This window comes from uncultured Roseibium sp., from assembly GCF_947494555.1.
Taxonomy (GTDB): domain Bacteria; phylum Pseudomonadota; class Alphaproteobacteria; order Rhizobiales; family Stappiaceae; genus Roseibium.
The window spans coordinates 244,319-265,372 of record NZ_CANLVF010000006.1; the positions used below are offsets into that span (position 1 = coordinate 244,319).

At 58.1% G+C, this 21,054-nt stretch carries 20 protein-coding genes; 5 read left to right on the forward strand and 15 right to left on the reverse strand.

Annotated elements, in window-relative coordinates:
* Positions 1-7: 7 nt before the first annotated feature.
* A complete protein-coding gene (locus Q0915_RS26100) occupies positions 8-934 on the reverse strand; it encodes an FAD:protein FMN transferase (protein ID WP_299483664.1) in 927 nt (308 codons plus the stop codon).
* Complete coding sequence (locus Q0915_RS26105; RefSeq protein ID WP_299483665.1) at positions 931-3,024, reverse strand: 4Fe-4S binding protein; 2,094 nt, start codon at positions 3,022-3,024, stop codon at positions 931-933. Before Q0915_RS26105 ends, Q0915_RS26100 begins: the two co-directional genes overlap by 4 nt.
* 172 nt (positions 3,025-3,196) lie before the next feature.
* On the opposite strand from Q0915_RS26105, the gene Q0915_RS26110 reads away from it, so the two are divergent.
* Positions 3,197-3,598 (forward strand): cytochrome c family protein, encoded by a 402-nt coding sequence (locus Q0915_RS26110; RefSeq protein ID WP_299483666.1) that lies wholly within the window; start codon positions 3,197-3,199, stop codon positions 3,596-3,598.
* 39 nt (positions 3,599-3,637) lie between these two features.
* On the opposite strand, the gene doeB is transcribed toward Q0915_RS26110, so the two are convergent.
* The 10 genes from doeB to Q0915_RS26160 all read right to left on the reverse strand — a co-directional run bounded on the left by doeB (position 3,638) and on the right by Q0915_RS26160 (position 13,707).
* Positions 3,638-4,633: a N(2)-acetyl-L-2,4-diaminobutanoate deacetylase DoeB gene (doeB, locus tag Q0915_RS26115; RefSeq protein ID WP_299483846.1), complete on the reverse strand. Its 996-nt coding sequence runs from the start codon at positions 4,631-4,633 to the stop codon at positions 3,638-3,640.
* The gene (gene doeA / locus Q0915_RS26120) at positions 4,630-5,814 is read right to left on the reverse strand and encodes an ectoine hydrolase DoeA (protein WP_299483847.1); all 1,185 of its coding nucleotides are present in this window, start codon (positions 5,812-5,814) and stop codon (positions 4,630-4,632) included. Before doeA ends, doeB begins: the two co-directional genes overlap by 4 nt.
* Positions 5,815-5,836: 22 nt before the next feature.
* Entirely contained in the window at positions 5,837-6,829 is a 993-nt protein-coding gene (gene eutC, locus Q0915_RS26125; protein WP_299483667.1) for an ectoine utilization protein EutC, read from the reverse strand.
* A 3-nt stretch (positions 6,830-6,832) separates the two neighbouring features.
* Positions 6,833-7,840 (reverse strand): hydroxyectoine utilization dehydratase EutB, encoded by a 1,008-nt coding sequence (gene eutB, locus Q0915_RS26130; protein ID WP_299483668.1) that lies wholly within the window; start codon positions 7,838-7,840, stop codon positions 6,833-6,835.
* 8 nt (positions 7,841-7,848) lie between these two features.
* Positions 7,849-8,631 (reverse strand): ectoine utilization protein EutA, encoded by a 783-nt coding sequence (locus Q0915_RS26135; RefSeq protein ID WP_299483669.1) that lies wholly within the window; start codon positions 8,629-8,631, stop codon positions 7,849-7,851.
* A gap of 56 nt (positions 8,632-8,687) precedes the next feature.
* Positions 8,688-9,125 carry a universal stress protein gene (locus tag Q0915_RS26140; protein WP_299483670.1) on the reverse strand — a complete coding sequence of 146 codons (438 nt, stop codon included), beginning with the start codon at positions 9,123-9,125 and terminating at the stop codon, positions 8,688-8,690.
* A gap of 11 nt (positions 9,126-9,136) precedes the next feature.
* Positions 9,137-10,420, reverse strand: a complete 1,284-nt coding sequence (locus Q0915_RS26145) for a TRAP transporter large permease (RefSeq protein WP_299483671.1) — start codon at positions 10,418-10,420, stop codon at positions 9,137-9,139.
* Positions 10,421-10,429: 9 nt separating this feature from the next.
* Positions 10,430-11,008: a TRAP transporter small permease gene (locus tag Q0915_RS26150; protein WP_299483672.1), complete on the reverse strand. Its 579-nt coding sequence runs from the start codon at positions 11,006-11,008 to the stop codon at positions 10,430-10,432.
* A 68-nt stretch (positions 11,009-11,076) separates the two neighbouring features.
* Positions 11,077-12,087 carry a TRAP transporter substrate-binding protein DctP gene (dctP, locus tag Q0915_RS26155; RefSeq protein ID WP_299483673.1) on the reverse strand — a complete coding sequence of 337 codons (1,011 nt, stop codon included), beginning with the start codon at positions 12,085-12,087 and terminating at the stop codon, positions 11,077-11,079.
* 231 nt (positions 12,088-12,318) lie between these two features.
* Positions 12,319-13,707, reverse strand: coding sequence for a PLP-dependent aminotransferase family protein (locus tag Q0915_RS26160; RefSeq protein WP_299483674.1), 1,389 nt, complete (start codon positions 13,705-13,707; stop codon positions 12,319-12,321).
* Between the two features lie 63 nt (positions 13,708-13,770).
* On the opposite strand from Q0915_RS26160, the gene Q0915_RS26165 reads away from it, so the two are divergent.
* The 3 genes from Q0915_RS26165 (at position 13,771) to Q0915_RS26175 (ending at position 17,261) form a co-directional block, all read left to right on the forward strand.
* The gene (locus Q0915_RS26165; protein WP_299483675.1) at positions 13,771-14,292 is read left to right on the forward strand and encodes an Lrp/AsnC family transcriptional regulator; all 522 of its coding nucleotides are present in this window, start codon (positions 13,771-13,773) and stop codon (positions 14,290-14,292) included.
* Between the two features lie 91 nt (positions 14,293-14,383).
* Positions 14,384-15,865 (forward strand): NAD-dependent succinate-semialdehyde dehydrogenase, encoded by a 1,482-nt coding sequence (locus tag Q0915_RS26170; protein WP_299483676.1) that lies wholly within the window; start codon positions 14,384-14,386, stop codon positions 15,863-15,865.
* Between the two features lie 25 nt (positions 15,866-15,890).
* Positions 15,891-17,261, forward strand: a complete 1,371-nt coding sequence (locus tag Q0915_RS26175; protein ID WP_299483677.1) for an aspartate aminotransferase family protein — start codon at positions 15,891-15,893, stop codon at positions 17,259-17,261.
* 81 nt (positions 17,262-17,342) lie between these two features.
* Here Q0915_RS26175 and Q0915_RS26180 read toward each other — a convergent pair whose 3' ends face one another.
* Genes Q0915_RS26180 through Q0915_RS26190 form a run of 3 tightly spaced genes read right to left on the reverse strand, consistent with a single transcriptional unit; the run spans position 17,343 to position 20,217 of the window.
* Positions 17,343-18,656, reverse strand: coding sequence for a TRAP transporter large permease (locus tag Q0915_RS26180; protein WP_299483678.1), 1,314 nt, complete (start codon positions 18,654-18,656; stop codon positions 17,343-17,345).
* Positions 18,649-19,146: a TRAP transporter small permease subunit gene (locus Q0915_RS26185; protein WP_299483679.1), complete on the reverse strand. Its 498-nt coding sequence runs from the start codon at positions 19,144-19,146 to the stop codon at positions 18,649-18,651. The genes Q0915_RS26180 and Q0915_RS26185 overlap by 8 nt, the downstream gene beginning before the upstream one ends.
* A 54-nt stretch (positions 19,147-19,200) precedes the next feature.
* On the reverse strand, positions 19,201-20,217 hold the full coding sequence (locus Q0915_RS26190; protein ID WP_299483680.1) for a TRAP transporter substrate-binding protein: 1,017 nt from the start codon (positions 20,215-20,217) through the stop codon (positions 19,201-19,203).
* Between the two features lie 400 nt (positions 20,218-20,617).
* Between Q0915_RS26190 and Q0915_RS26195 the strand changes: the two genes are divergently transcribed.
* Positions 20,618-21,046, forward strand: coding sequence for a thioesterase family protein (locus Q0915_RS26195; protein ID WP_366525336.1), 429 nt, complete (start codon positions 20,618-20,620; stop codon positions 21,044-21,046).
* Positions 21,047-21,054 lie beyond the last annotated feature (8 nt).

Consider the following 21,054-nt stretch of genomic DNA (forward strand, 5'->3'; position numbering starts at 1 on the left):
GATTCACTCAAATCCGGAGAAGTTCACCACCGGCATCTTCCAGCCAGACGGTTTGCGCGAAGTCTTCCGATACGGCTTTTTCCGCAAGATCGGTTGAGGTCGTCAAGGCAAGCGCCGTAGACAATCCGTCGGCTTCGGCGGCCGTTCGACCCATCACAGTCACCGACTTCCAGCGCGGCTCAGCCCGGCTGAGATCTGGGCGCAGGATGTGGCCACTGCCGTTTTCAAACAGCGTTCCGAACGGTGCTGATGTCGCCAGCGCCGCATTCTCAAGCTCGATCCTTTCAAGAATACCGCCTTTCGTGCTGGCAATCCCGATCCGTGACGATCTGCGGCCTGCGCGGAATTCGCCGACATGGACCAGATAGGGATCAAATCCATGAGCTGTCAGGACCTCGCTCACACGGTCGGTCGCAAACCCTTGAGCAATGCCGTTCAGCGTCATTGCCATTCCGGGAACGGAAAAACGAAGGTGTGACCGCTTCAGCTCGACCTTCGACCACCCGATCAACCCGGCAAGCGACCTCAAGTCCGTTTCGGAAAGTCCGTGACGGGCCCGCGCCTGTGCCACCATGAGCGGCTGAACCGTCGGGTCGAACAGGCCGCCGGACAGACGGTGGATCCTGTCCGCAACCCCGATTAATCGGGCGAATTCGGGCGGCATCATGAGGTTTCCGCTCTCGTTCAAGCGGTTCAGCGCAGACGTCGGCTGATAGAGCGAGAATAGCCGCTCCATTCTGGCGAGCGTGTCCTGTGCGGCACGGAGCGCATTCTGTGCCTGTCTTTCGTCCGTTCCGAACAACCGGATCTCGGCGTCCGCTCCAAGGGCGCGCCCGTGCCATGCAACGCCATCGGCCGATGCTGATCGGGCGCCCGATGCCGACGGGGCGCATCCGGCCATGACGGTCAGGAAACGGCGACGGCTTATGGTCAAAGCTGCCTCCCTCGTTTGGCGAGCACGAGGGGCACGCATTGAGTGTCGTCATCATGGATCGTCACACAATCGAGGCACTGAAAGCACTCGTCATAGCGGATGCCACCAGCCGGCTTGATCGCATTGTAGTTGCATTTCACGCGGCAAAGCTGGCATGGACTGCCACAGACGTCGCGCCTCGGGATCCAATCGCGCAGTCTCAAGAAACCGCCGATCGCCATAACCGCGCCGAGCGGGCAGACGTAGCGGCAGAACCCTTTGAAAACCACCATGCTGAGCAGAAGCAGACCGACGCAATAGGCGACGAAATACCATTCACGCACGAAAAACGTGGTGACCGCCGTCTTGAATGGCTCGACCTCAATGGCGGCGTCCAGATAGGCGGGCGCTACAAAGACGAGCGCCACAAGGCTTGCCAGGACAACGTATTTGAATTTCACCAGCCAACGGTCGATGCGATCGGGCACACGTATCTGGGGAAGCCGCAGGAGGCGTCCTGCGTGATGCATGAATTCCTGCATCGCACCGAAAGGACACATCCAGCCGCAGAAAAATCCACGTCCCCAGATGATGAATGTCAGGACAACGACGCCCCAGATCAGAAGCGAAAACGGATCGTATAGGAGAAATGCAAGGCTTTGACCCTCAAACATGCCACGGACAACGCCGAGAACCGTTGCAATCGAAAGCTGCCCTTGGCCCCACCAGCCGACAAAACCGATCACGCCCGCAAGAATTGCCAGCCGGAACACCGTAAAATAGCGGAAACCGGCGAGGCGCGATTGCCCCAGCAAAAGCAGCGGCACCAGCATGGCAAGGCCGCCGGCCAGAACAATCAGGTCCCCAGCCCTTGCATCCATGGCCTGTCGCCAGACTGGAACAGGTTCAGGCGGCTCGTCCCTTATGAAAAATCGCTCGTCCGTCTTGTGAGCCAGCGCAAAATCGACGGTTCCAATCTCGGGTCTGAAAGATCCGTGTTCGCGAACGGCGCGCACCGATAAAGACCATTCACTGGTCGGGTCGAAGCCGAGCCTGCGGTCGGTGCGCAGGATCATCGCATACTCGCCGGGTATTCCTTCGCGCAGCTCGATATCAAGATCGGCATCGCGCAGCGAAATCGGCAAGCCATCCTGACTTGCGGTGATCAGATCAGGGCTGGTGTTGCGCACAAATTCTTCGGTCACCAGCCCATGGCGCCCGGCGTCGATCACAAGGATCGGTTCATCTTCGGGCGAGAGCTCGCGGAAATTGCGCAGCTGGCGCAAACTGTCCGGTTCGAGGATGGCTTCTGCAACCGACGGCGGGCCCAGGTCGACGACCCAAAGATCCAGATAAACCGCATCCGGCTCGTCTTTGGCGATCGGATCGTCGTCCGCCCAGATCGTTTCCGCAAAGGCGTCATCGACTTCGCGGTTGGTGACCACCCGCCGGCCGGCTATTCCCTCCTCGACAAGCTGTTCCCAGGTCAATGCCTCGGTGTATTCGAGATTAGGCTCGGCCGCCGCCCGGCCGCCAATTCCCTCGATCTTTTCGCGCGCAACCTTGAGTGCCGCAGCAAGCAGCGTTTCATGAGCAATGCGGACACTTGCCGTCGCCTTGGTTACGCCGTCGAGATAGACAAGCGATGACCCACTTCCCTGGTCGCCATAAGGAACCCCGATCACCAATGAGTCGGTTATGGAGTAGCCCTTGTACTGGGCGATGAAGTCCTGAAAGGGAGCTTCGCCGAGCCCTGACACGAAAATCGGTTCGTTGTGAGACACGATATCGACATCGATCAGCCTGCCCTCAAGCGTCAGAATGACAAACAGATTGATCGGCGCACCCGAAAACCCCGGAAGAGGTGCCAGCGGCTGGGTTTCAAAGGCATAGCCCGCAACACGGCCGTCGAGATTGATCAGTTCGTAGATGCCGCCGTCGAGCAGTTCGCCCAATTGGTAGGGAGGCTGGATGTATTGCGAGGCGCCTTCGCGATCCAGCTCCAGTGCGCTGCCGGAAGACACGGCAAACGTGATCGCGACGACTGCGCAGACAACAAGCCTGGCAAGCGCGCGAACAAAGTTCCCCGTCCCTTGCTGTATCTCCTCCATGAGTGCAGTTTTTCCGCAGCGGAAATCGGACGCAACTGTCCTTTAGATCAAGACGCCCTCCAATTCGCCTTACATGCCCTGTACCAAAGGCCTAGATTTCCGTTGACCCAGGTCAACGTTGCCCGCGCGCCGATAGCGTTGACTCCGCTTCGTTCAGGAGAGGAGAGAGCCCATGACGTTCCGAAAAATCGCCTTGGCAACAGCAGCGCTTGCCCTGATGCCATCCGCTCAAGCATCCGAAGTCTTCGAGCAGGCCAAGATCACTGCCGGCGAGATGCTTTACAAGGTGGAGTGCCGCCGGTGTCATGCAGCTGATTCCAGCGATCCCAGTTACGGTCCACCTCTTGAAAATGTGATCGGCCGCGGCGCCGGAACATTCCCGGATTACGACTACTCAGAAGCGCTGGCCACCTCCGGAATTGTCTGGACTCCAGCGGCACTGCGCGCATGGATGGAGGACAACACTGGCTTCCTGCCGGGCACAAAGATGCGCCATGTCGGGATCGAGGACCGGACCGTGCAGGACTTCATCCTGACTTATCTGGCTAGTCTTTCCGCGGTCGAAAAACAGTAACGTCCTCAAACGACACTCTTGTGTTCGGCCGGACGATGTTCACACGACAACGGCCACCACCGCGAGGCAGTCTCCCGACTTGATAAGACCGGGAAAATGGCGTGCCATCAGAATACCGGAGCGTTTGGCCCGGTATTCTTCTGGCGCTTGCCCGGTCCTCTCCGTTGACCAGATCCTAGCGACAAGATCACCTGCGGCCACCTCGTCGCCAAGATCCACAACCGGCTCGATCATGCCTTCGCTCTCGCTGAACACGAAACAATCGCCGTCCGGCATGTCGAGGTTGATCGTCGCTTCAGTTTCGATCGTTCCCGACAGGATGCCGGCGTGGCGAAGAACATTGCGGACACCTTTTCTGGCAATCGCAACGGAGCGGGCGGTTGCTGTACCGCCGCCGCCGAGCTCGGTTGTGACGAACACCTTGCCCTTGTCCTCGACCGCAGTGTCATACATGCCGACATTGTCGATCTCGAGCATGATTGCCGTGTAGGGTGCATTGAATGCCTGGACCGCAGCAACGCAGGCCTCCTGCTGCACCTTGTTGCCGAGAACATGCGCAGAGGCAAAGGGTACGAAATCCAGCGTTTTTCCTCCCGAATGAAAATCGAGAACGATATCCGCCATCGGGATCAGGACACTGTCAAAAAAATGCGCGATCTTCTGCGTTACGGTCCCATCCGGCCGGCCGGGAAAGGAGCGGTTCATATTCCCTTTGTCAATCGGGGAGGTACGCGTCCCGGCACGGAAAGCAGGGTAATTCAGCGCCGGCACGATGATGAGCCGTCCACTGATATCATTTGGGGAAAGGTTCAGTGCAAGGTCCTGAAGCGCCAGAGGCCCCTCATATTCGTCGCCGTGGTTGCCTCCGGTCAAAAGGGCGGTGGGTCCCTCACCGTTCCGGATCACCGTGATCGGGATCATCACCGATCCCCAGGCAGAATCGTCGCGGCTGTAAGGCAGGCGCAAAAATCCATGATGGGTCCCGTCCTGATCGAGCGGGATAGTCGGGACGATGGGATTGCCGGGCATCGTCATTCCTTCACGAACAGCTTGCGGGGAACGTTGGCCAAACATTCAGGGGCACCTTCCCGAATGACAATGCTCTCGGTGATTTCAAAACCCCAGTCCTCCATCCAGAGACCGGTCATGAAATGGAACGCCATGTTTTCCTGCAGGACGGTTCGATCACCGCTGCGCAGCGACATCGTGCGTTCGCCCCAATCAGGCGGATAGGAAATGCCGATCGGATAACCGGTGCGGTTGTCCTTGGTGATGCCGTATTTTTTCAAAACGGCGAAAAACGCTTGGGCAATGTCTTCGCACAGATTGCCTGCGCGGGCTGTTTCAAGCCCGGCCTCCATGCCTTCCAAAACCGCCTTCTCGGCATCGAGGAACGTCTGTGTCGGTTTTCCGAGAAAGAGTGTCCGGGAAAGCGGGCACTGGTAGCGATGATACGCGCCGGCGACCTCGAAAAACGTGCCTTCTCCGGATTTCATCGGCCTGTCGTCCCAGGTCAGATGAGGTGCCGCAGCGTCGCTTCCCGACGGTAGAAGCGGAACTATGGCGGGATAATCCCCGCCTGCCTCCAGGGCGCTATCGTATCTCAATCCGGCGTCGTAAATGTCCGCGACGAGGTCACACTTGCGAAGTCCTGGCTCTGCCTTTTCCAGAATGCGTGCGTGGATTTTTTCGACCAGCTTGCCCGCCTTGCGCATATAGGCGAGTTCCTGCGCCGATTTTACGGCCCGCTGCCAGTTGACTAGCGCGGTGATATCCTGGAACACCGCGTTTGGCAGGTGTTTTTGCAAAGAGGCGAAGCTTGCGGCGGTGAACCAGTAGTTGTCCATTTCAACGCCAATCCGCACCGAGGACCATCCTCGGTCCGCGATCCGAGCCGCCAGAAAATCCATAGGGTGCCGCTCGGTCGACTGAACATAGTTGTCCGGGTAGCCGATGACATTGTCCGGATGCATGTAGCAGGTTCTATAAGCACCTTGGGCATCCTGCCCGCGTCCGAACCAGATCGGATCGCCGTCCATTCCCAGAAGCACCGCCTGGTGCACGTAAAACGACCAGCCGTCATAACCGGTCAACCAGGCCATGTTGGAGGGATCGGATACAATGATCAGGTCCACCCCGGCCTTTTCCATCGCATTCCGGGTTTTACCGATCCTCGTCTGGTATTCGTCAGCCGAGAAATGAAGTGTTGGTTCAATCATGCATGAATTCCAATAAGCGTCAGGACTCAAATCGTGTTCCGGCACCGGTCGCCTCGGCCCGTTGACGTGCGAATGTGGCAATGGCCGTGTCCTGAATGCCAGTCCCTGTCAGGTCACAGATCGTAAGGTCTTCAGGGGTTCTGCGCGCCGTTACCTTGCCCGCCACGATATCTCCGAGTTCGTCGAACCGGCGGTCTTTTTCGATGACCCCTGCGGCGATGGCGTGATGCAATTCTCCGAGAATTGCCGTCTGTGACAGGCGGTCGGGAACGTAGAGATCTGCGCGGGCGAGACAGGCAGGTTCAAGCTCGTTCTTGTGGTGCTGATCCGACCCCATCGCGGTTATGTGCTGGCCGGGTCTGAGCCACTCCGCCTTGATCAAAGGCTTCGCGCTGGGGGTCGTGCTGACAATCACGTCAGCCGAAGTGACGGCTTGCTGAAGGTCGTCGGCAGCCGAGGCCTTGATACCGAGCAACCCGGCCATTTCTTCAGCCGCAAGTCCCGCTTTCGCGACATCCCGTGCCCAGAAAGACACGCTTTCGATGGGCCGGACGAGGCACAGCGCCTGAAGCTGCAGCTTCGCCTGTGCACCAGCACCCAGTATGCAGGCGGTTTTCGCGGTTTCAGGCGCGAGGTGTTTCGCCGCGACCGCGCCGGCGGCTGCGGTTCGAACGTCGGTCAGATAGCCATTGTCCAGAAGCAAAGCCTCGACCACGCCCGTAGAAGAGGAAAACAGGATCATCAGACCCGACGTACTCGGAAGGCCTTTTTTCGGATTGTCAAAGAAACCGGGAGACATCTTGATCGCAAAGCTCGCCAGACCGGGCACGTAGGCTGTCTTGACGTCCACCTCGCCGTTTTGTTCCGCAATGTCCATTGAGAGGATCGGCGGCATGACGACACCACCGCGTGCGAGTGCGGCAAAAGCACTTTCAACACAGGCGACCGCATCGAGATCGAGAGGCACGGCACGCCGCAAATCCGCCTCCGTCAATATTTTGATTAGGGGCAATCGTCAGTCCTCCTCTGCGCCGGCCACATCGACGTCTTCGCCTGAGATAATGCGCCTGTGCATGTTCATGTCGATGTTACATCCGCTCAATATCGCAACAGCGGGACCGGACAATTGAACCTTTCCGGAAAGAATCGCGGCGAGACATACGGCGCCGGATCCTTCGACGACTTGACGTTCCTGCCAATAGGCATGCCGTATGCCCTCGGCGATTTCGCCTTCATCAAGCAAAATGATGTCGTCAACCAGATCCCGGACGATACCGAACGTATACCGGTTTTGAAGACCTATCCCTCCGCCGAGGGAATCGGCAAGCGTCGGCAGTTCCGGAACCTGGACCGGGTGCCCCGCTTTTTGCGAGGCCGCCATGGCGGCACCGCGTTTCATGGAGACGCCAACGATCTTCACGCCGGTTTTTTTCGCCTTGACCGCTTCCGCCACACCGGAAATCAGTCCGCCCCCCGAAAGGGGCACGAGGACAGTTCCAACGTCCGGTGCATCTTCCAGAATTTCGAGCCCCAGTGTTCCCTGACCAGCGATGATGTCACGATGATCAAAGGGTGGCAGCAGCGTCATACCATCTTCAGCAACCAGTCTGTCGACTTCGAGCTGGGCTTCGTCCTGAGAGGACCCGACGATGCGGACCTCCGCGCCCTGAGCCCTTATGCCGTCGATCTTGTTCTGAGGTACGAGGCGGGACATGCAGATGATGCACCTGACCGCTGCTTCCCGCGCCGCATACGCAAGACCCCGTCCGTGGTTGCCGGTCGAAACGCCGACGACACCCTTTGCCCTGGCCGTCTCATCCAGTGCCAGAACCGCGTTGGTGGCACCGCGCAGCTTGAAGCTGCCGGTCGTCTGCAGCTGTTCCAGCTTCAGATGGACAGGCGAGCCGTTCTTCTCACTCAGCGCCTGCGAGATTGTCATCGGTGTCCGGAGCACTTTGCCTGCGATCCTGCTCCGGGCGCGCGCGATTTCATCAGGATCGAATTGCATAACCTGTTTGTTCATGCCGTCATTCAAGCCTTTTCGCCGGAAAGATCAAACGAATAGAGCTTCCCGAAACCGGCGGGCCGATGATCGGTGAGCCCGCCCAGGCGGCTTAACAGCCAGCCAGCGGCCTGGTTCGACGTCACAACCGGTTTGCCGAGGCGTTCTTCGATTTCTGGAATGACGTCAAGCGCCGGCAGGGCCGTGCAGGAGACAAAAAGTACCTCAGCCTCCTTCCGGTCAGCTGCAACAGCTGCATTAATGATTGTCTGCCGGCTGATGCGGGCCATATCCCGGTCGTCTTCTATGCCCAGACAATCGAAGTTGACGACATCCAGTCCTTCGCCACTGAAGAACTCCGCCATCGGCGTGCTCGTCGCAATGGTATAGGGTGTCAAAACGGCTATTCGCTGCGCATTCAGGGCCTGAAATGCCCTGATCGCGGCCGCGGTCGGTGTGACGACAGGGATGCCGGGCAATGCTTCCTGAATTGCTCTGCGCACTTCATGATCACCAATCACAACGGTAGCCGCCGTGCAGCTGTAACAGACAGCCCTCAGCGGTGCTACGGGCGCCAAAAGTTCAGCAGCCCTAACAAGCCGAGGAGCCATCAATCTCAGATTTTCCGGCGTGGTCGGATTTTCGAAGGCGAGCCTGGACACATGGATCGCCGCATCAACGCCTTGCATCTGCCGATAAAGATCCCTTTCGCTGGTCAGGTCCGTGGCGAGCGCAATCAACCCGAACCTCGCCGTTTCCGGAAGATCGAATAGGACTTCTTCCGACGAAACTGACGGCGCGACTCTTGCCATTTTGGTTTCCCATGAATGATTGTTTGCCATGATAACGCAGCGTTTGATTGAGACTGCTATACGACCAGAACCGGACACTGCGCCAGACTGGTGATCTTGTGCGAAACGCTGCCGAGCAGAAACCCCTCGACATCGCCCAGCCCGCGGCTGCCGACAACGATCATGTCCGCATCGTGCTCTTCGGCGAATTTCACGATTGTCCTGGCCGGTGGTCCCACCTTCACGAAAGCGCGGACCGCTTCAGACCCGGCTTCAATCGCAGAACTCTTCGCTTTTTCAGCAATTTCCTTGGCATGATCGCGCATTGACTCGTCCGGCAACAATGGATCTTCAGGACGCACCATCGACATTGAGGCTTCCAGAAGGGAATGGTGCCGGTAGACGGTCAAGACAATCACGTCCGACTTGCACGAAGCCTGCAATCCAACCGCCACATCAAGGGCTTTGTGAGATCCGGGTGACCCGTCAACTGCAACCAGAATGGTCTTGAACATGATTTTTGCCATCATCTGAATGCCAGGTCGCGCAGGAAGAGCGCAATCTGAGGGAAGAAAATCAACGCGACGGAGACACACAACAGGATCACCGTGAATGGAAAGATCCCGCGTATGACGTCGAAATAGGGGCGCTTGAAGATGGCGATCGCCGTGAAGATGTCACATCCGAACGGCGGCGTCGCAGAGCCGATCGCGACCTGCAGTGTGATGATCGTGCCGACAAGAACGGGATCCAGTCCAACCGACTTCACGACCGGCGCGAAAATCGGAACCAGTATGAGAATGACCACGATGGGGTCGACAAACATACAGCCGATGAAGAATGCCACCGATATGACAGCCAGAACGGCATGCGGTCCCATTTCCGTAATTCCGATGCCTGCCAGGATCTGCTGGGGCACCTGCGCGAATGAAATCACCCAGGAAAAGGCTGATCCTGCGCCGACCAGGATGAAGACAACCGCGGTGATCAAGCCGGTTGATTTGGCAATCGTGTACATTTCCGGCCACTTCAAGGACCGAAAAACAACGAACTCGAGGAAAACAGCGTAGAGAACGCAGACTGCCGCAGCCTCCGTCGGGCTGAAAACACCGCCATAGATCCCGCCGACGATGATCACGGGAAATCCGAGTGGCCAGACGGCCATCTTTACGGCTTCGAACCGTTCACTCCAGCTGGCTTTCGGCTCCGTCGGAACGCCTTTGATTGTGGCGTAGACCATGCTGTATGCGGAAAACAACACAAGCAACAACAGACCGGGTCCGATTCCAGCAATGAAAAGTTCGGCAATCGAGGTGCTTGAAATCACGCCGTAAATGATCATGCCGATAGATGGCGGGATAAGGAAAGCGATGTCAGAGGCGTTGATGATGAGCGCAAGTACAAAAGAATCCTTGTAACCCGCCTTCAGCATACGCGGACGCAACGGCGAACCGACGGCCACGACGGTTGCCTGGGTCGACCCGGAAACGGCCCCGAACAATGTGCAGGCCGTTGCAGTACTGACCGCAAGTCCCCCTCTGACGTGGCCGACGAACTTCATGACCATGTCGATCAGCCGGCCGGCGGACTGTCCGCGTGTCATGATGTCTGCCGCGAGAATGAACATCGGCACTGCGATCAGGGATGCCGGACGGATCCCTGCCATCATCTGCTGGACCATGAATTCCGTCTTGCTGACATCACCGAACAGCATCATGAAGCCGGTAAAGGTCGCTGCCAGCAGCGGTATCATCATCGGAAATCCGAGCAGGAGGAGCGTGATCATCAAAAGGAAAATTACAAGTGCCATCATTTCCCCCTAAACTTCGAACTCGTTGTCTACGTATCCCTCAAGCACCTGGGTGGAGAGATAGATATCCTTGCCGAAGACGTTCTTGATGGCGGTCAGAGCGTACTGCACGCCTGTCATGAAAAAGCCGACCGGCACCCAAAGGAAAATCCAGAAGACAGGAATGGCCAATGCCGGCAGCACGCGGCCCGAGGCCGCAACGCTCGTTATGTAACGAACCGCGAAATAGCACAGCGCGAACATTGCCAGAGACGTCACCGTGGCAATCAGGATCATCATCAACTTGCGTGCGGACGCGGGCAGCATGTCGAATATGGCCGACATGCGAATATGGCGCCCCTGGCGCGCCGCGTAGCTTATCCCGGCGAACGTGATCAGGATGATCAGAATGCGGTTCAGCTCTTCGGAAAAGAACAGGCTGTGCTGAAACACGAAACGTCCAACGACGTTGGTAACGGTATTGGCGGCCATCAGCAGGACACCGAAGGCAAGCATAATAGATTCAACGCGGCTGACCGCCAGGTCGAGCATGCCGAGGACACCGGTCATCTGCGCATGTTGGATTTCGGTGGGTTCGTTGCTTTGCACCGTTCTCTCCCGTCCGTCGACACGGAAGCGGGAGGCTGCCGACCGGCCGCCTCCCGCTCTGTTCCGGATCAGTCCCGCGTTGCTTCGAGATCGGCCTTCATCTGCGCCAGGATCGCCTTGCCACTATCGCCGGTCATCTCGATGAATTTTGCTTCCACGTCCCCGGCCGCGGACTTGAAACACGCTCTTTCATCGTCGGAAAGAACCGTGATCGTCATATCGGGCTTGGCCGCCTTGATCTTCTCAAGTTCGCTGTCCGCCAGGCTTTTCTGGTATCCGACGATATAGTCGAAAGCCGAGGCGGCCGCGTCCTGGATGACCTTCTGGTCATCCGCACTCAGGCCGTCGTAGAACTGCTTGTTGGCCATCAGGGCAGTCGTGAAATTGTTGTGGCCGGCATAGGTGATGTGGTCGGTCACCTCGTAGATCTTCGTGGAGTAGAGGAAGAAGGTCGGGTTCTCCTGTCCCTGAATGATGTTGGTCTGGAGCCCGCCATAAACCTCGCCCCAGGGCAGAGGTGTCGGTGTTGCACCGAAGGCCTTGTAGGATTCCACAAGAAGGGGATTGGTCATCACCCGGAACTTTACTTCGTCGAGGTCCGCGCAGCTTCTGACCGGCGATTTCGTGGTCATTGCCACTTCGCCTTCAGGATACATGGACAGCAGCTCAAGCCCCTGATTGGCGTATAGGCCGACGAAATCCTCGTTGATCGCTTTGGAAGCCTTGAAGAAGCGGCCCAGATGGTCCTGATCCGTCGGCAGCAGGTAAGGCACGAAGAAGACCTGAGCTTCGGGGATAAGCGCTCCGGTGAAACCGGGCGACTGGTTCACGAACTGAAGCAGACCGGCCTGCGTCTGCTCCATGATATCAGCAGACTCACCCAATGATCCGTAAGGAAACAGGGTGATTGTATGATCGGAATTCGCTTCAACGGCTTCCTTGAACTTCGTGGCGTAGACCCCCTGCACATCCGTCAGGGCTTCCTCAAAGGCATATTTCCAATCTGCTGACTGGGCCAGGCTCGACCCCGCAAGCATCAGTGCCGTGCCGGTCAAAAGGGCTGTGAATTTGATTTTCATGTGTCTTACCTGCTGTTTGCTGTTCCCAGGCCAAACCGCCCCATTCGGACGCACAGGTTCCGGCCGCAGCAGCGCCCAAGGGGAGCTTTCTGTCGGTACCGGCTCGCGCATTGGGTGCGGCGGCCGTTCAATCTGATTTCTGGGTTGTTGTTATTGTCTCAACTTGAAATGAGGACAATTAATAGTCAATCAAAACATTAAATCATGACAATTTTATTGTCCTGATACTGCTCAGAATGCCAGCAGGGCCGGCTCTGGCGGGCTCTTGTAGAGCCGCGAAATCGTTTGCAGGCCGTGCGCAAGCGCGCCTTCGTCCATCCCGCCAATGCAGATGCGGACGCCGGGCGCGACGGCCGGGTCGGAAACGGCGAAAGCAGAGCCCGGCGCGACTGCAACACCCTTCTGCCGGGCGTTGGCGACAAAGGCATCCTCGCTCCAGGATCCCTGCAGCGGCAACCAGATATGCATCCCGTTGGGGCTCGCACCGAAAGGGATGTCATCCAGCACGGTTGACGCGATCACGTTGCGCCGTTCTAGCGCCGACATCTGCCACGACAGGAGCTCGTCCGCGGTGCCGTTATCGATGAAGAGGGAAGCGATTTCTGCCATGATCGGCGTTGCCACCCAGTCCGTCACCAGATGCCGGTTGGCGGCTGCCGACGCCAAAAGGTCGGGAACAACCAGGTAGCCATGCCTCAATCCCGGCAGCAGGCACTTGGTGAAGCCGGTGAAGTAGAATGTCCGCTCAGGTGCGAAAGCGGCAATGGGCGGCGGTCTGCCGGGTTGCAAAGGCCCCCAGGCATCATTTTCAATTATGGTGAAGTCGAATTTTCGGGCAAGTTCGGCGATCTCTTTGCGCCGTTCCCGCCCCATCATGAGCGCGAGCGGGTTCAGGCCGCTCGGCATGATGTAGACCGACTTTACGGGCTTGGCCCGGCAAATTTTTTCCAGCTCATCCGGCACGATGCCTTCGTCATCCAGCGGAACGCCCTCAAGCCGCAGATCCAGATACCTGGCAAGCGGAATGAGTGTGTGATGGCACATGGATTCCGTCAGGACGAGCTCGCCTGCGCTCGCAGCTGTCATCAGCGCTGTCGTCATGGCCGAGGTCGACCCGTTGGTCATCAGGATTGCGTCAGGCGAACACTGGAGACCGCACCGCGCCAGCCAGCCTGATGCAGTCCCCTTGAATGGCTGTAGAGCATTTGAGGGCTTGAACGAAAATATCGAGGTGTCTGCGAGCGAGCCGGCCAGCTCGGTAAAGGCGGCGCTCATGCGTTCCTTGTGCAATGGCGAGGTGACGGGTTTGAGGATCGACAGATCAATCAGCTGCCCGTCCTGACTCGCCGGGACGAACGGCCAACTGGATTTTGCCGGTCCCGAGCTGACAAACGTTCCGCGGCCGACCTGTCCTTCGATAAGTCCGCGCCGGATCAGTTCGTCGTAGGCCCGGCTTATTGTCTGGACGCTGAGCTTCAGCTGATAAGCAAGCTCGCGATGGGTCGGCAGGCGTTCACCAATCTGCAGGTCGCCCCTGTCAATCGCATCGGATATCAGGTCAGCGAGTGACCGGTAGGCGGGGCGTGGGATGTTTTGAGGGAAGCTGGTCCAGATTGTCATGATTTCATACTGACGATTTTCATAACAATTGACAAGTCAATTCATCCTGTTCATGGTCGCCCCATGATTGGGCTGAAACTCGACGACCGCGACCTTAAAATCCTGTCAATCCTGTCCCGCGAGGGCAGGTTGCCGAAGGCTGACCTTGCCAAGCGGGTCAACCTGTCGCCGACACCACTTTGGGAACGCTTGAAACGCCTCGAGCGCGCGGGCGTCATTCGCGGTTACAGTGCCGACATCTCGCTGAAAAGCGTTGCCTCTCACATCGAAGTCTTTGTCACGATCGAACTTGAGTCTCACAGGGCAGAGAGCTTTCAAACCTTCGAACGCACGATCAACCTGTATGATGAGATTGTCGCCTGTTGGGCCGTCGGAGGCGGGTTTGACTACGTTCTGCAGGTTGTGACCAAGGACATCGACAGCTACCAAAGGCTGATCGACACGCTTCTGGACGGCGGTATCGGGCTCGCGCGTTACTACACCTACGTCGTGACCAAGCCGGTCAAATTGCGCGGTGCACCTCCGTTAAAGTTTCTTGTCGGCGATCCGGCAGAAGACGAAGCTGCTGCAAGCGCCTCCGAATAGGCAAGGATCATCTTCGCAGACGCCGTTTTTTGGTCGTTTCCTCCAGTTCCCGACACCTAGGATCCCGTCACCAACACCGGAGACAAGATCCATGGAAACACCCGTTCTGCAGAAAGCGGAAGCACCCGTTCTCGCGGGCAAACGCCTTTTCCGTTCATTTGCCTATGTCGATGGCAAGTGGGTCGCAAACACGGCCGGGGAGACCTTTCCTGTTTTTGACCCGGCGACGCAGCAACAAATTGGCGACGTGGCAAAGCTCAACGACACGGAAAGCCGGATGGCCGTCGATGCAGCGCACCGTAGCTTTCCCGCTTGGTCAGCTTTCCTGCCACAGCAACGGGCGACGATTTTGCGGCGATGGTTCGAACTGATCGCAGGCAATCGCGAAGATCTCGCTCAGCTCATGACGCTTGAGCAGGGCAAGCCCCTGTCAGAAGCGCGCGGAGAGATCGACTACGGCGCGTCTTTCGTCGAGTTCTATGCAGAAGAAGCCAAGCGTCCAAATATCGAAGGCGTGACGTCGCATCTGCCTGATGCCGAAGTTGAAGTCTGGCTTGAGCCCGTCGGCGTTGCAGCGCTGATCACGCCCTGGAACTTTCCCAGTGCAATGGTCACCCGCAAAGCTGCCGCCGCGCTCGCCGCCGGGTGCACGGTTGTCGTGCACCCTTCGGGCGAAACGCCCTATTCATGCCTGGCGCTTGCGGAGCTTGCCGAACGCGCCGGTGTGCCGCAAGGCGTGTTCAACGTGGTAACCGGTGATCCGTCGATCGTTGTTGCACCGTGGATGGATGATGCCCGTGTCCGGGCCGTCTCCTTTACCGGTTCGACGGATGTCGGCAAGCTGCTTTACCGCCAGAGCGCCGGAACGATCAAGCGCATGGTGCTGGAACTTGGCGGTCATGCGCCCTTTCTTGTCTTCGCGGACTGTGACCTCGATCTTGCGGTCGACGAGGCGATCAAGGCGAAATTCGCGACTTCCGGGCAGGACTGTCTCGGAGCCAACCGGTTTCTGGTGGAGCGCCCGGTCTATCACGCGTTCTGTGAGCGTTTTGCCGAGCGAACACGCACGCTCAGTGTCGGTCCCGGTTTCCAGGATCCCGACATTGGCCCGCTGATGAACAGCCAGGCAATCGAAAAGCAGGAGACCCATGTCGCCGACGCAGTTGCATCAGGTGCAACTCTCATGTGCGGTGGCCATCGTCACCCTGCCGGACCTTTGTTTTTCGAGCCGACCGTCCTGAGCGGCGTACACGACGACGCCAGGATCATGCGCGAAGAAACCTTCGGTCCGGTCGCTGCCATTGCCCTTTTCGACGATGAAGATGAAGCCCTGAGACGGGCCAACGATACCGAATACGGCCTTGTTGCCTATGTGCACACCAGCGACCCGCGCCGGATCTACCGTGCGAGCCGCCTGCTGCAGTTCGGCATGGTGGCAGTGAACAGAACAAAGGTTACGGGCGCTCCAATTCCGTTTGGCGGCATGAAGCAATCGGGCCTCGGCCGCGAAGGCGCCCGAATGGGAATGGCCGACTTCATGGACGTCAAATATGTCTGCCGCGATTGGGCGTGATCACACAAGAAACAGGACACAGAATATGCTTCGCAACGACCAGCTCGATCAGTGGGATCGGGAGAATTTCTTTCATCCGTCGACCCACCTTGCCCAACACGCGCGCGGCGAAGCCGCTGGCCGGATCGTCGAAACCGCTTCCGGCGTCCACATCGAAGACAGGGACGGTAACCGTCTCCTGGATGCTTTTGCCGGACTTTATTGCGTCAATGTCGGTTACGGCAGACCTGAAATCGCTGAAGCGATTGCCGCGCAAGCCAAAAAACTCGCCTATTACCACGCCTATGTCGGCCACGGGACAGAAGCCTCCATCACCCTTTCGAAAATGATCCTGGACCGGGCGCCCGGCAACATGTCGAAAGTCTATTTCGGCCTTGGCGGATCCGACGCCAATGAAACCAACATCAAGCTGGTCTGGTACTACAACAACATCCTCGGCCGCCCGGCGAAAAAGAAAATCATTTCCCGTTGGCGCGGGTATCACGGTTCCGGGCTGATGACCGGTTCCCTGACGGGGCTCGAACTCTTTCACAAGAAATTCGACCTGCCGTTTGAAAACGTTCTGCACACGGAAGCTCCGTATTACTTCCGCCGTCCGGATCTCGCGATGAGTGAAACGGAATTCGTCGCGTATTGCGCTTCTGAGCTTGAGGCGCTGATCGAACGCGAAGGCGCGGATACAATCGCCGCTTTTATCGGAGAACCCGCCATGGGAACCGGCGGGCTCGTGCCGCCCCCCGCAGGCTACTGGCAGGCAATCCAGCCGATACTCAGGAAGCACGACATTCTTCTGATTGCCGATGAGGTCGTCACCGGCTTCGGGCGGCTCGGGTCGATGTTCGGGTCCGAGCACTACGGCATCGAAGCGGACATCATTACGATCGCAAAGGGGCTGACCTCGGCTTATGCGCCCCTTTCAGGATCCATCATTTCTGAAAAGGTCTGGGACGTTCTCATGAAGGGGACGGATGAAAGCGGTCCGATCGGTCACGGTTGGACTTACTCGGCCCATCCGATCGGAGCTGCTGCCGCAATCGCCAATCTGGAGCTTGTCGACAGTCTGGGGCTCGTCTCCAATGCTGGAGAGACGGGTGCCTACCTGAAACAGACTATGGCGGAGACTATCGGTGACCACCAGAATGTCGGCGAGATCCGCGGCGAGGGTCTTCTGATCGCTGCAGAGTTTGTCGAGGATCGCGCAAGCCGGACCTATTTCAACCCTTCGAAGAAAATCGGCCCCGCCCTCGCGGCGGCGCTAACAAAACATGGTGTCATTGCGCGTGCGATGCCCCAGGGCGACATTCTCGGTTTTGCACCACCGCTGTGCCTCACCAGGAAGGAGGCCGACACGATCGTCGAAGCAACGAAAAAGGCTGTTGTGGACGTTCTTGGCTGACGCGTGTGCAGCTGCGCGGTCGCTGCTCCGAATAAATGACGGGCAATGCCTGCGTTGCCCGTCAAAAACGTGCGCCGCCTGTCACATCTGGTTCGGCAGAAACAGCACCAGGGCCGGCAAGAGCAGCAGCAGAAGCAGCCTGATGATGTCGACCGCCCAGAATGGCGTGACGCCCTTGAAGATAGTTGCCGTCGGCACGTCCCCGACAACTGCCCTCAACACAAAGACATTCAGCCCTACCGGCGGCGTGATCAGGCTGATTTCGGTCACGACAACCACGATGATGCCGAACCAGATCGGATCGTAACCAAGCCCGGTGACGATCGGAAAGAAGATCGGCACCGTCAGGAGCAACATGGAAAGGCTTTCGAACACACAGCCGAGCACAATGTAGATCAGCAAGATGATGCACATCACCACCCAGGGGGCCAGGTCGTAGGCCGTCACAAGGTCGCTGAGCGCGGCCGGTAGACCAGCCACATTGACAAAGTTCGAAAAGATCCAGGCGCCGATCAGCACGGCAAAGAGACCCGCCGACGTCATGGCGGTTTCGCGCAGGGCTTCCAAGGTTGCGGACATCGACAGGCGACGGCGCGCAATTGCGATCAGGAACGCTCCCATCGCGCCCATGCCGGCTGCTTCCGTCGGCGAGAAGCTCAGGTTCAGCGGCGGCACATCAAACAAGCCATAGAGCCCGCCAATTACCAGGAAGAACAGAAGCAAAACCGCCCAGACATCCTTCAGTGCGGCCAGCTTTTGCGACGTCGTCGCGCGCGGGCCGGCGGGGCCTGCGTCCGGATCACGCCAGACCGTGAACTTGACGGCCACGAGATAAAGAAGAATCCCGATGAGACCCGGAATGACGCCGGCCACAAAGAGTTTGCCGATCGATGTTTCAGTCAGCAGGCCGTAAATCACAAGAATGACGGAGGGCGGTATCAGGATCCCGAGTGTCCCGCCTGCGGCAATCGATGCTGTCGATAATTTATCGCTGTATCCGAACCGGCGCATCTCGGGCATTGCAACTTTCGACATGGTCGCAGCTGTTGCGAGCGAAGACCCCGAAATCGCGGCGAAACCGCCGCAGGCAACGATCGTTGCCATGGCCAGTCCGCCCCGAAGGTGTCCGAGAAAGGCATTGGACGCGGCATAGAGTTCCCGGCTGATGCCTGCCTTGTTGACGAAGAGGCCCATGAGGATGAAGAGCGGCACGACCGAAAGGCCGTAATCCTGGGACGTGTCGATGATCAGGCGCGCCGCCATGGAAATCGACGCCCTGTAGCTGGTTTCGAGCATGAAGCCGATCATGCCGACAAAACCCATGGCAAAGGCGATGGGAATGCGCAGCATGACCAGAACAAGGACCGCTGCGAACCCGAGGAGACCTTCAAGCATCCGGCGCGCTCATCAGTTTCGGAGTGAAGAGATAGCCGAGGCCCCGGACGATCAGAACGACGGACGTAATAGCGGTGACGGCGGCTATGAACCAGCCCACGTAGTGCAATGGCAAACGAAGGTATTCCATCAGATCGCCGTAGGACCTGCTGCGCTCAGCAAGCACAAAGACCCGCATGGCGGGCCAGATCAGGATTATGCCGCAAAACAGGTTGGTAAAGGCATCGCGCCAGCGCGCCAGGTGGTTTCGCTTGAAGAACCCGTCCAGCAGATCGACGCTGATATGGCCGCCCTGGGCCGAGACAACGGGCAGGACGGAGAACACCATGATCGCCATCAGAAGCCGCGTCATATCGGCAGCCACTTCGATCGGCGCGTTGAACACCGAGCGCAGGATGACGTCACAGAAGGTCATCACCATAAGCACGAAAAGGGCAAACGAGGCGAGCAGTGCCGGCAGGCGGCCCGCCAGCTTCAACAGGTTCGACACGACAGATCCTTTTGAAGTCGGCGGTCCGAAGTCACTCCGGACCGCCAGATGCCGTCAGTTTCCGGCCATCTCTTTCTTGACCATCTCGTAGGCCGCCTGGGCATCGAGCCCGGCTTCCTGGAGCTCGCCCAGAACCTTGTCGGTTACGTCTTTCGAGATTTTCTCGAATGCGGCGACGTCATCCTCGCTGGCCGAAATGATCTTCGTGCCCTCGGCACTTTTCGTGGCCTCGTAGGCGATCTTGTCAGACTTGTCCCAGGCAGCGCCGGCCATGCGGCTGGCCGGTTCGCCGAAGACATTTTCGTCGAGGGCTTTTTGGACATTTTCCGGCAGACCGTCGAAGGTTTCCTGGCTCATGATGATCGCGAAAGATCCACGATAAAGGCCACCCGGCATGTCATAGAGGTTCTTGGCGACTTCATTGAGCTTGAAGCCGACCCGCTCGCCGACATTCATGGCGACCGCATCAGCGGCTCCGGAATCGAGCGTTTCGTAAACCTTTGGCGCCGGGACGTTAATTCCGATCAGCCCCAGGGCTGCGCCAACGTCACCCGCGACACCGCCGCCGATGCGGGTTTTCAGGCCGTTCATGTCGGCCAGGGTTGCCACATCCTTGTTGGAGTGGATCTGCCCCGGACCGTGTGTGTTCAAGGAGATCACCTTGACGCCACGGTGCTCGTCCAGCTTGTTCAGATGCTCCTCATGGACGCGCCAGTAGGCAACCGAAGCGGCTTCCGCGCTGCCCTCGTAGCCGGGCAACTCGATCAGTTTCGTGGCAACGAAGCGCCCAGGCTGATAGCCGTGGAAAATGATTGCCATGTCGGCCGCGCCATCAAGCACCAGGTCCATCTGTGCCGGCGGCGGCGCCAGTCCAAACACCAGTTCGCCCGTCACTTCGCCATCTGTCGCCTTTTCCATCATGTCAATGAGGCCGGCGAAAATTTCCGTATTGATACCGTGGGTCGGCGGCAACCAGCTCGACACTTTGAGCACTGTTTCTGCCGAGAGTGCCGAGACACTGAGGCAAAGCGAAACGGCGGTTGCACCTGCTATCCTGAAAAGCGACTTCATGTTCCTCTCCCTTGAACAACGGGTCTTTTGCGCGGGCTCCTCCACTTCGCCCGAAACATCCCTTGAATAGTTTCACCCTGCGTGAAGGTTTGTCAAGAAATATGAAACTGCATATATTTTTTACAATCCGGAAGATATTTCCGGCCTGCTCTTGCAACCTCAAATTTATCTCGCAAAACGCACCCTGAACGCAAGAAACCCAAGGCTTGCCCGCTCATTCATGGGCTTCTCCAAGCCAGAACAAGCGCTCCTGCCAAGCTGATTGAGCATTCTATTCTCTGCTTGGTATTATTGACCGACCGGCCGATAAATGCAAACACAAACTTCGTTGGTGCTGAATTCCTGTGCATCCAAAACGGATTTCATTGTATATCTGGAGAACATTCGAGGGAGGATGGAATTGGAAATACCCTTCAGAACCAAACGCATGCTCAACTTTGGCGACTGCGACATCTCCGGGACGGCCTATTTCCCGTCCTATCTGAATATTCTCAACGGTGTGAATGAGGAATTCTGGCTGCACCTTGGATATCCCTGGCACAAGATCATCTGGGAGGAGCGATGGGGCACACCGACCGTTCACATCTCGAGCGACTTTTCGAGCCCGTCTTTCTTCGGCGAGGAGCTTGAGTTCGAAGTCACCGTCCAGCGCGTGGGAAGGTCGTCCGTGACCATCCACCACGAGATCAGCTGCAAGGGCGAGAAACGCTGGTCGAGCACACAGGTTCTGGCCGCCAGCAATCTGGACGAGCACACGTCGATCCCGTGGCCGGAAGACGTCAAGGCGGCGCTGCTGGCCTGTATTCCGAAACCGGACGCCGACGCGTGATCTGTCCG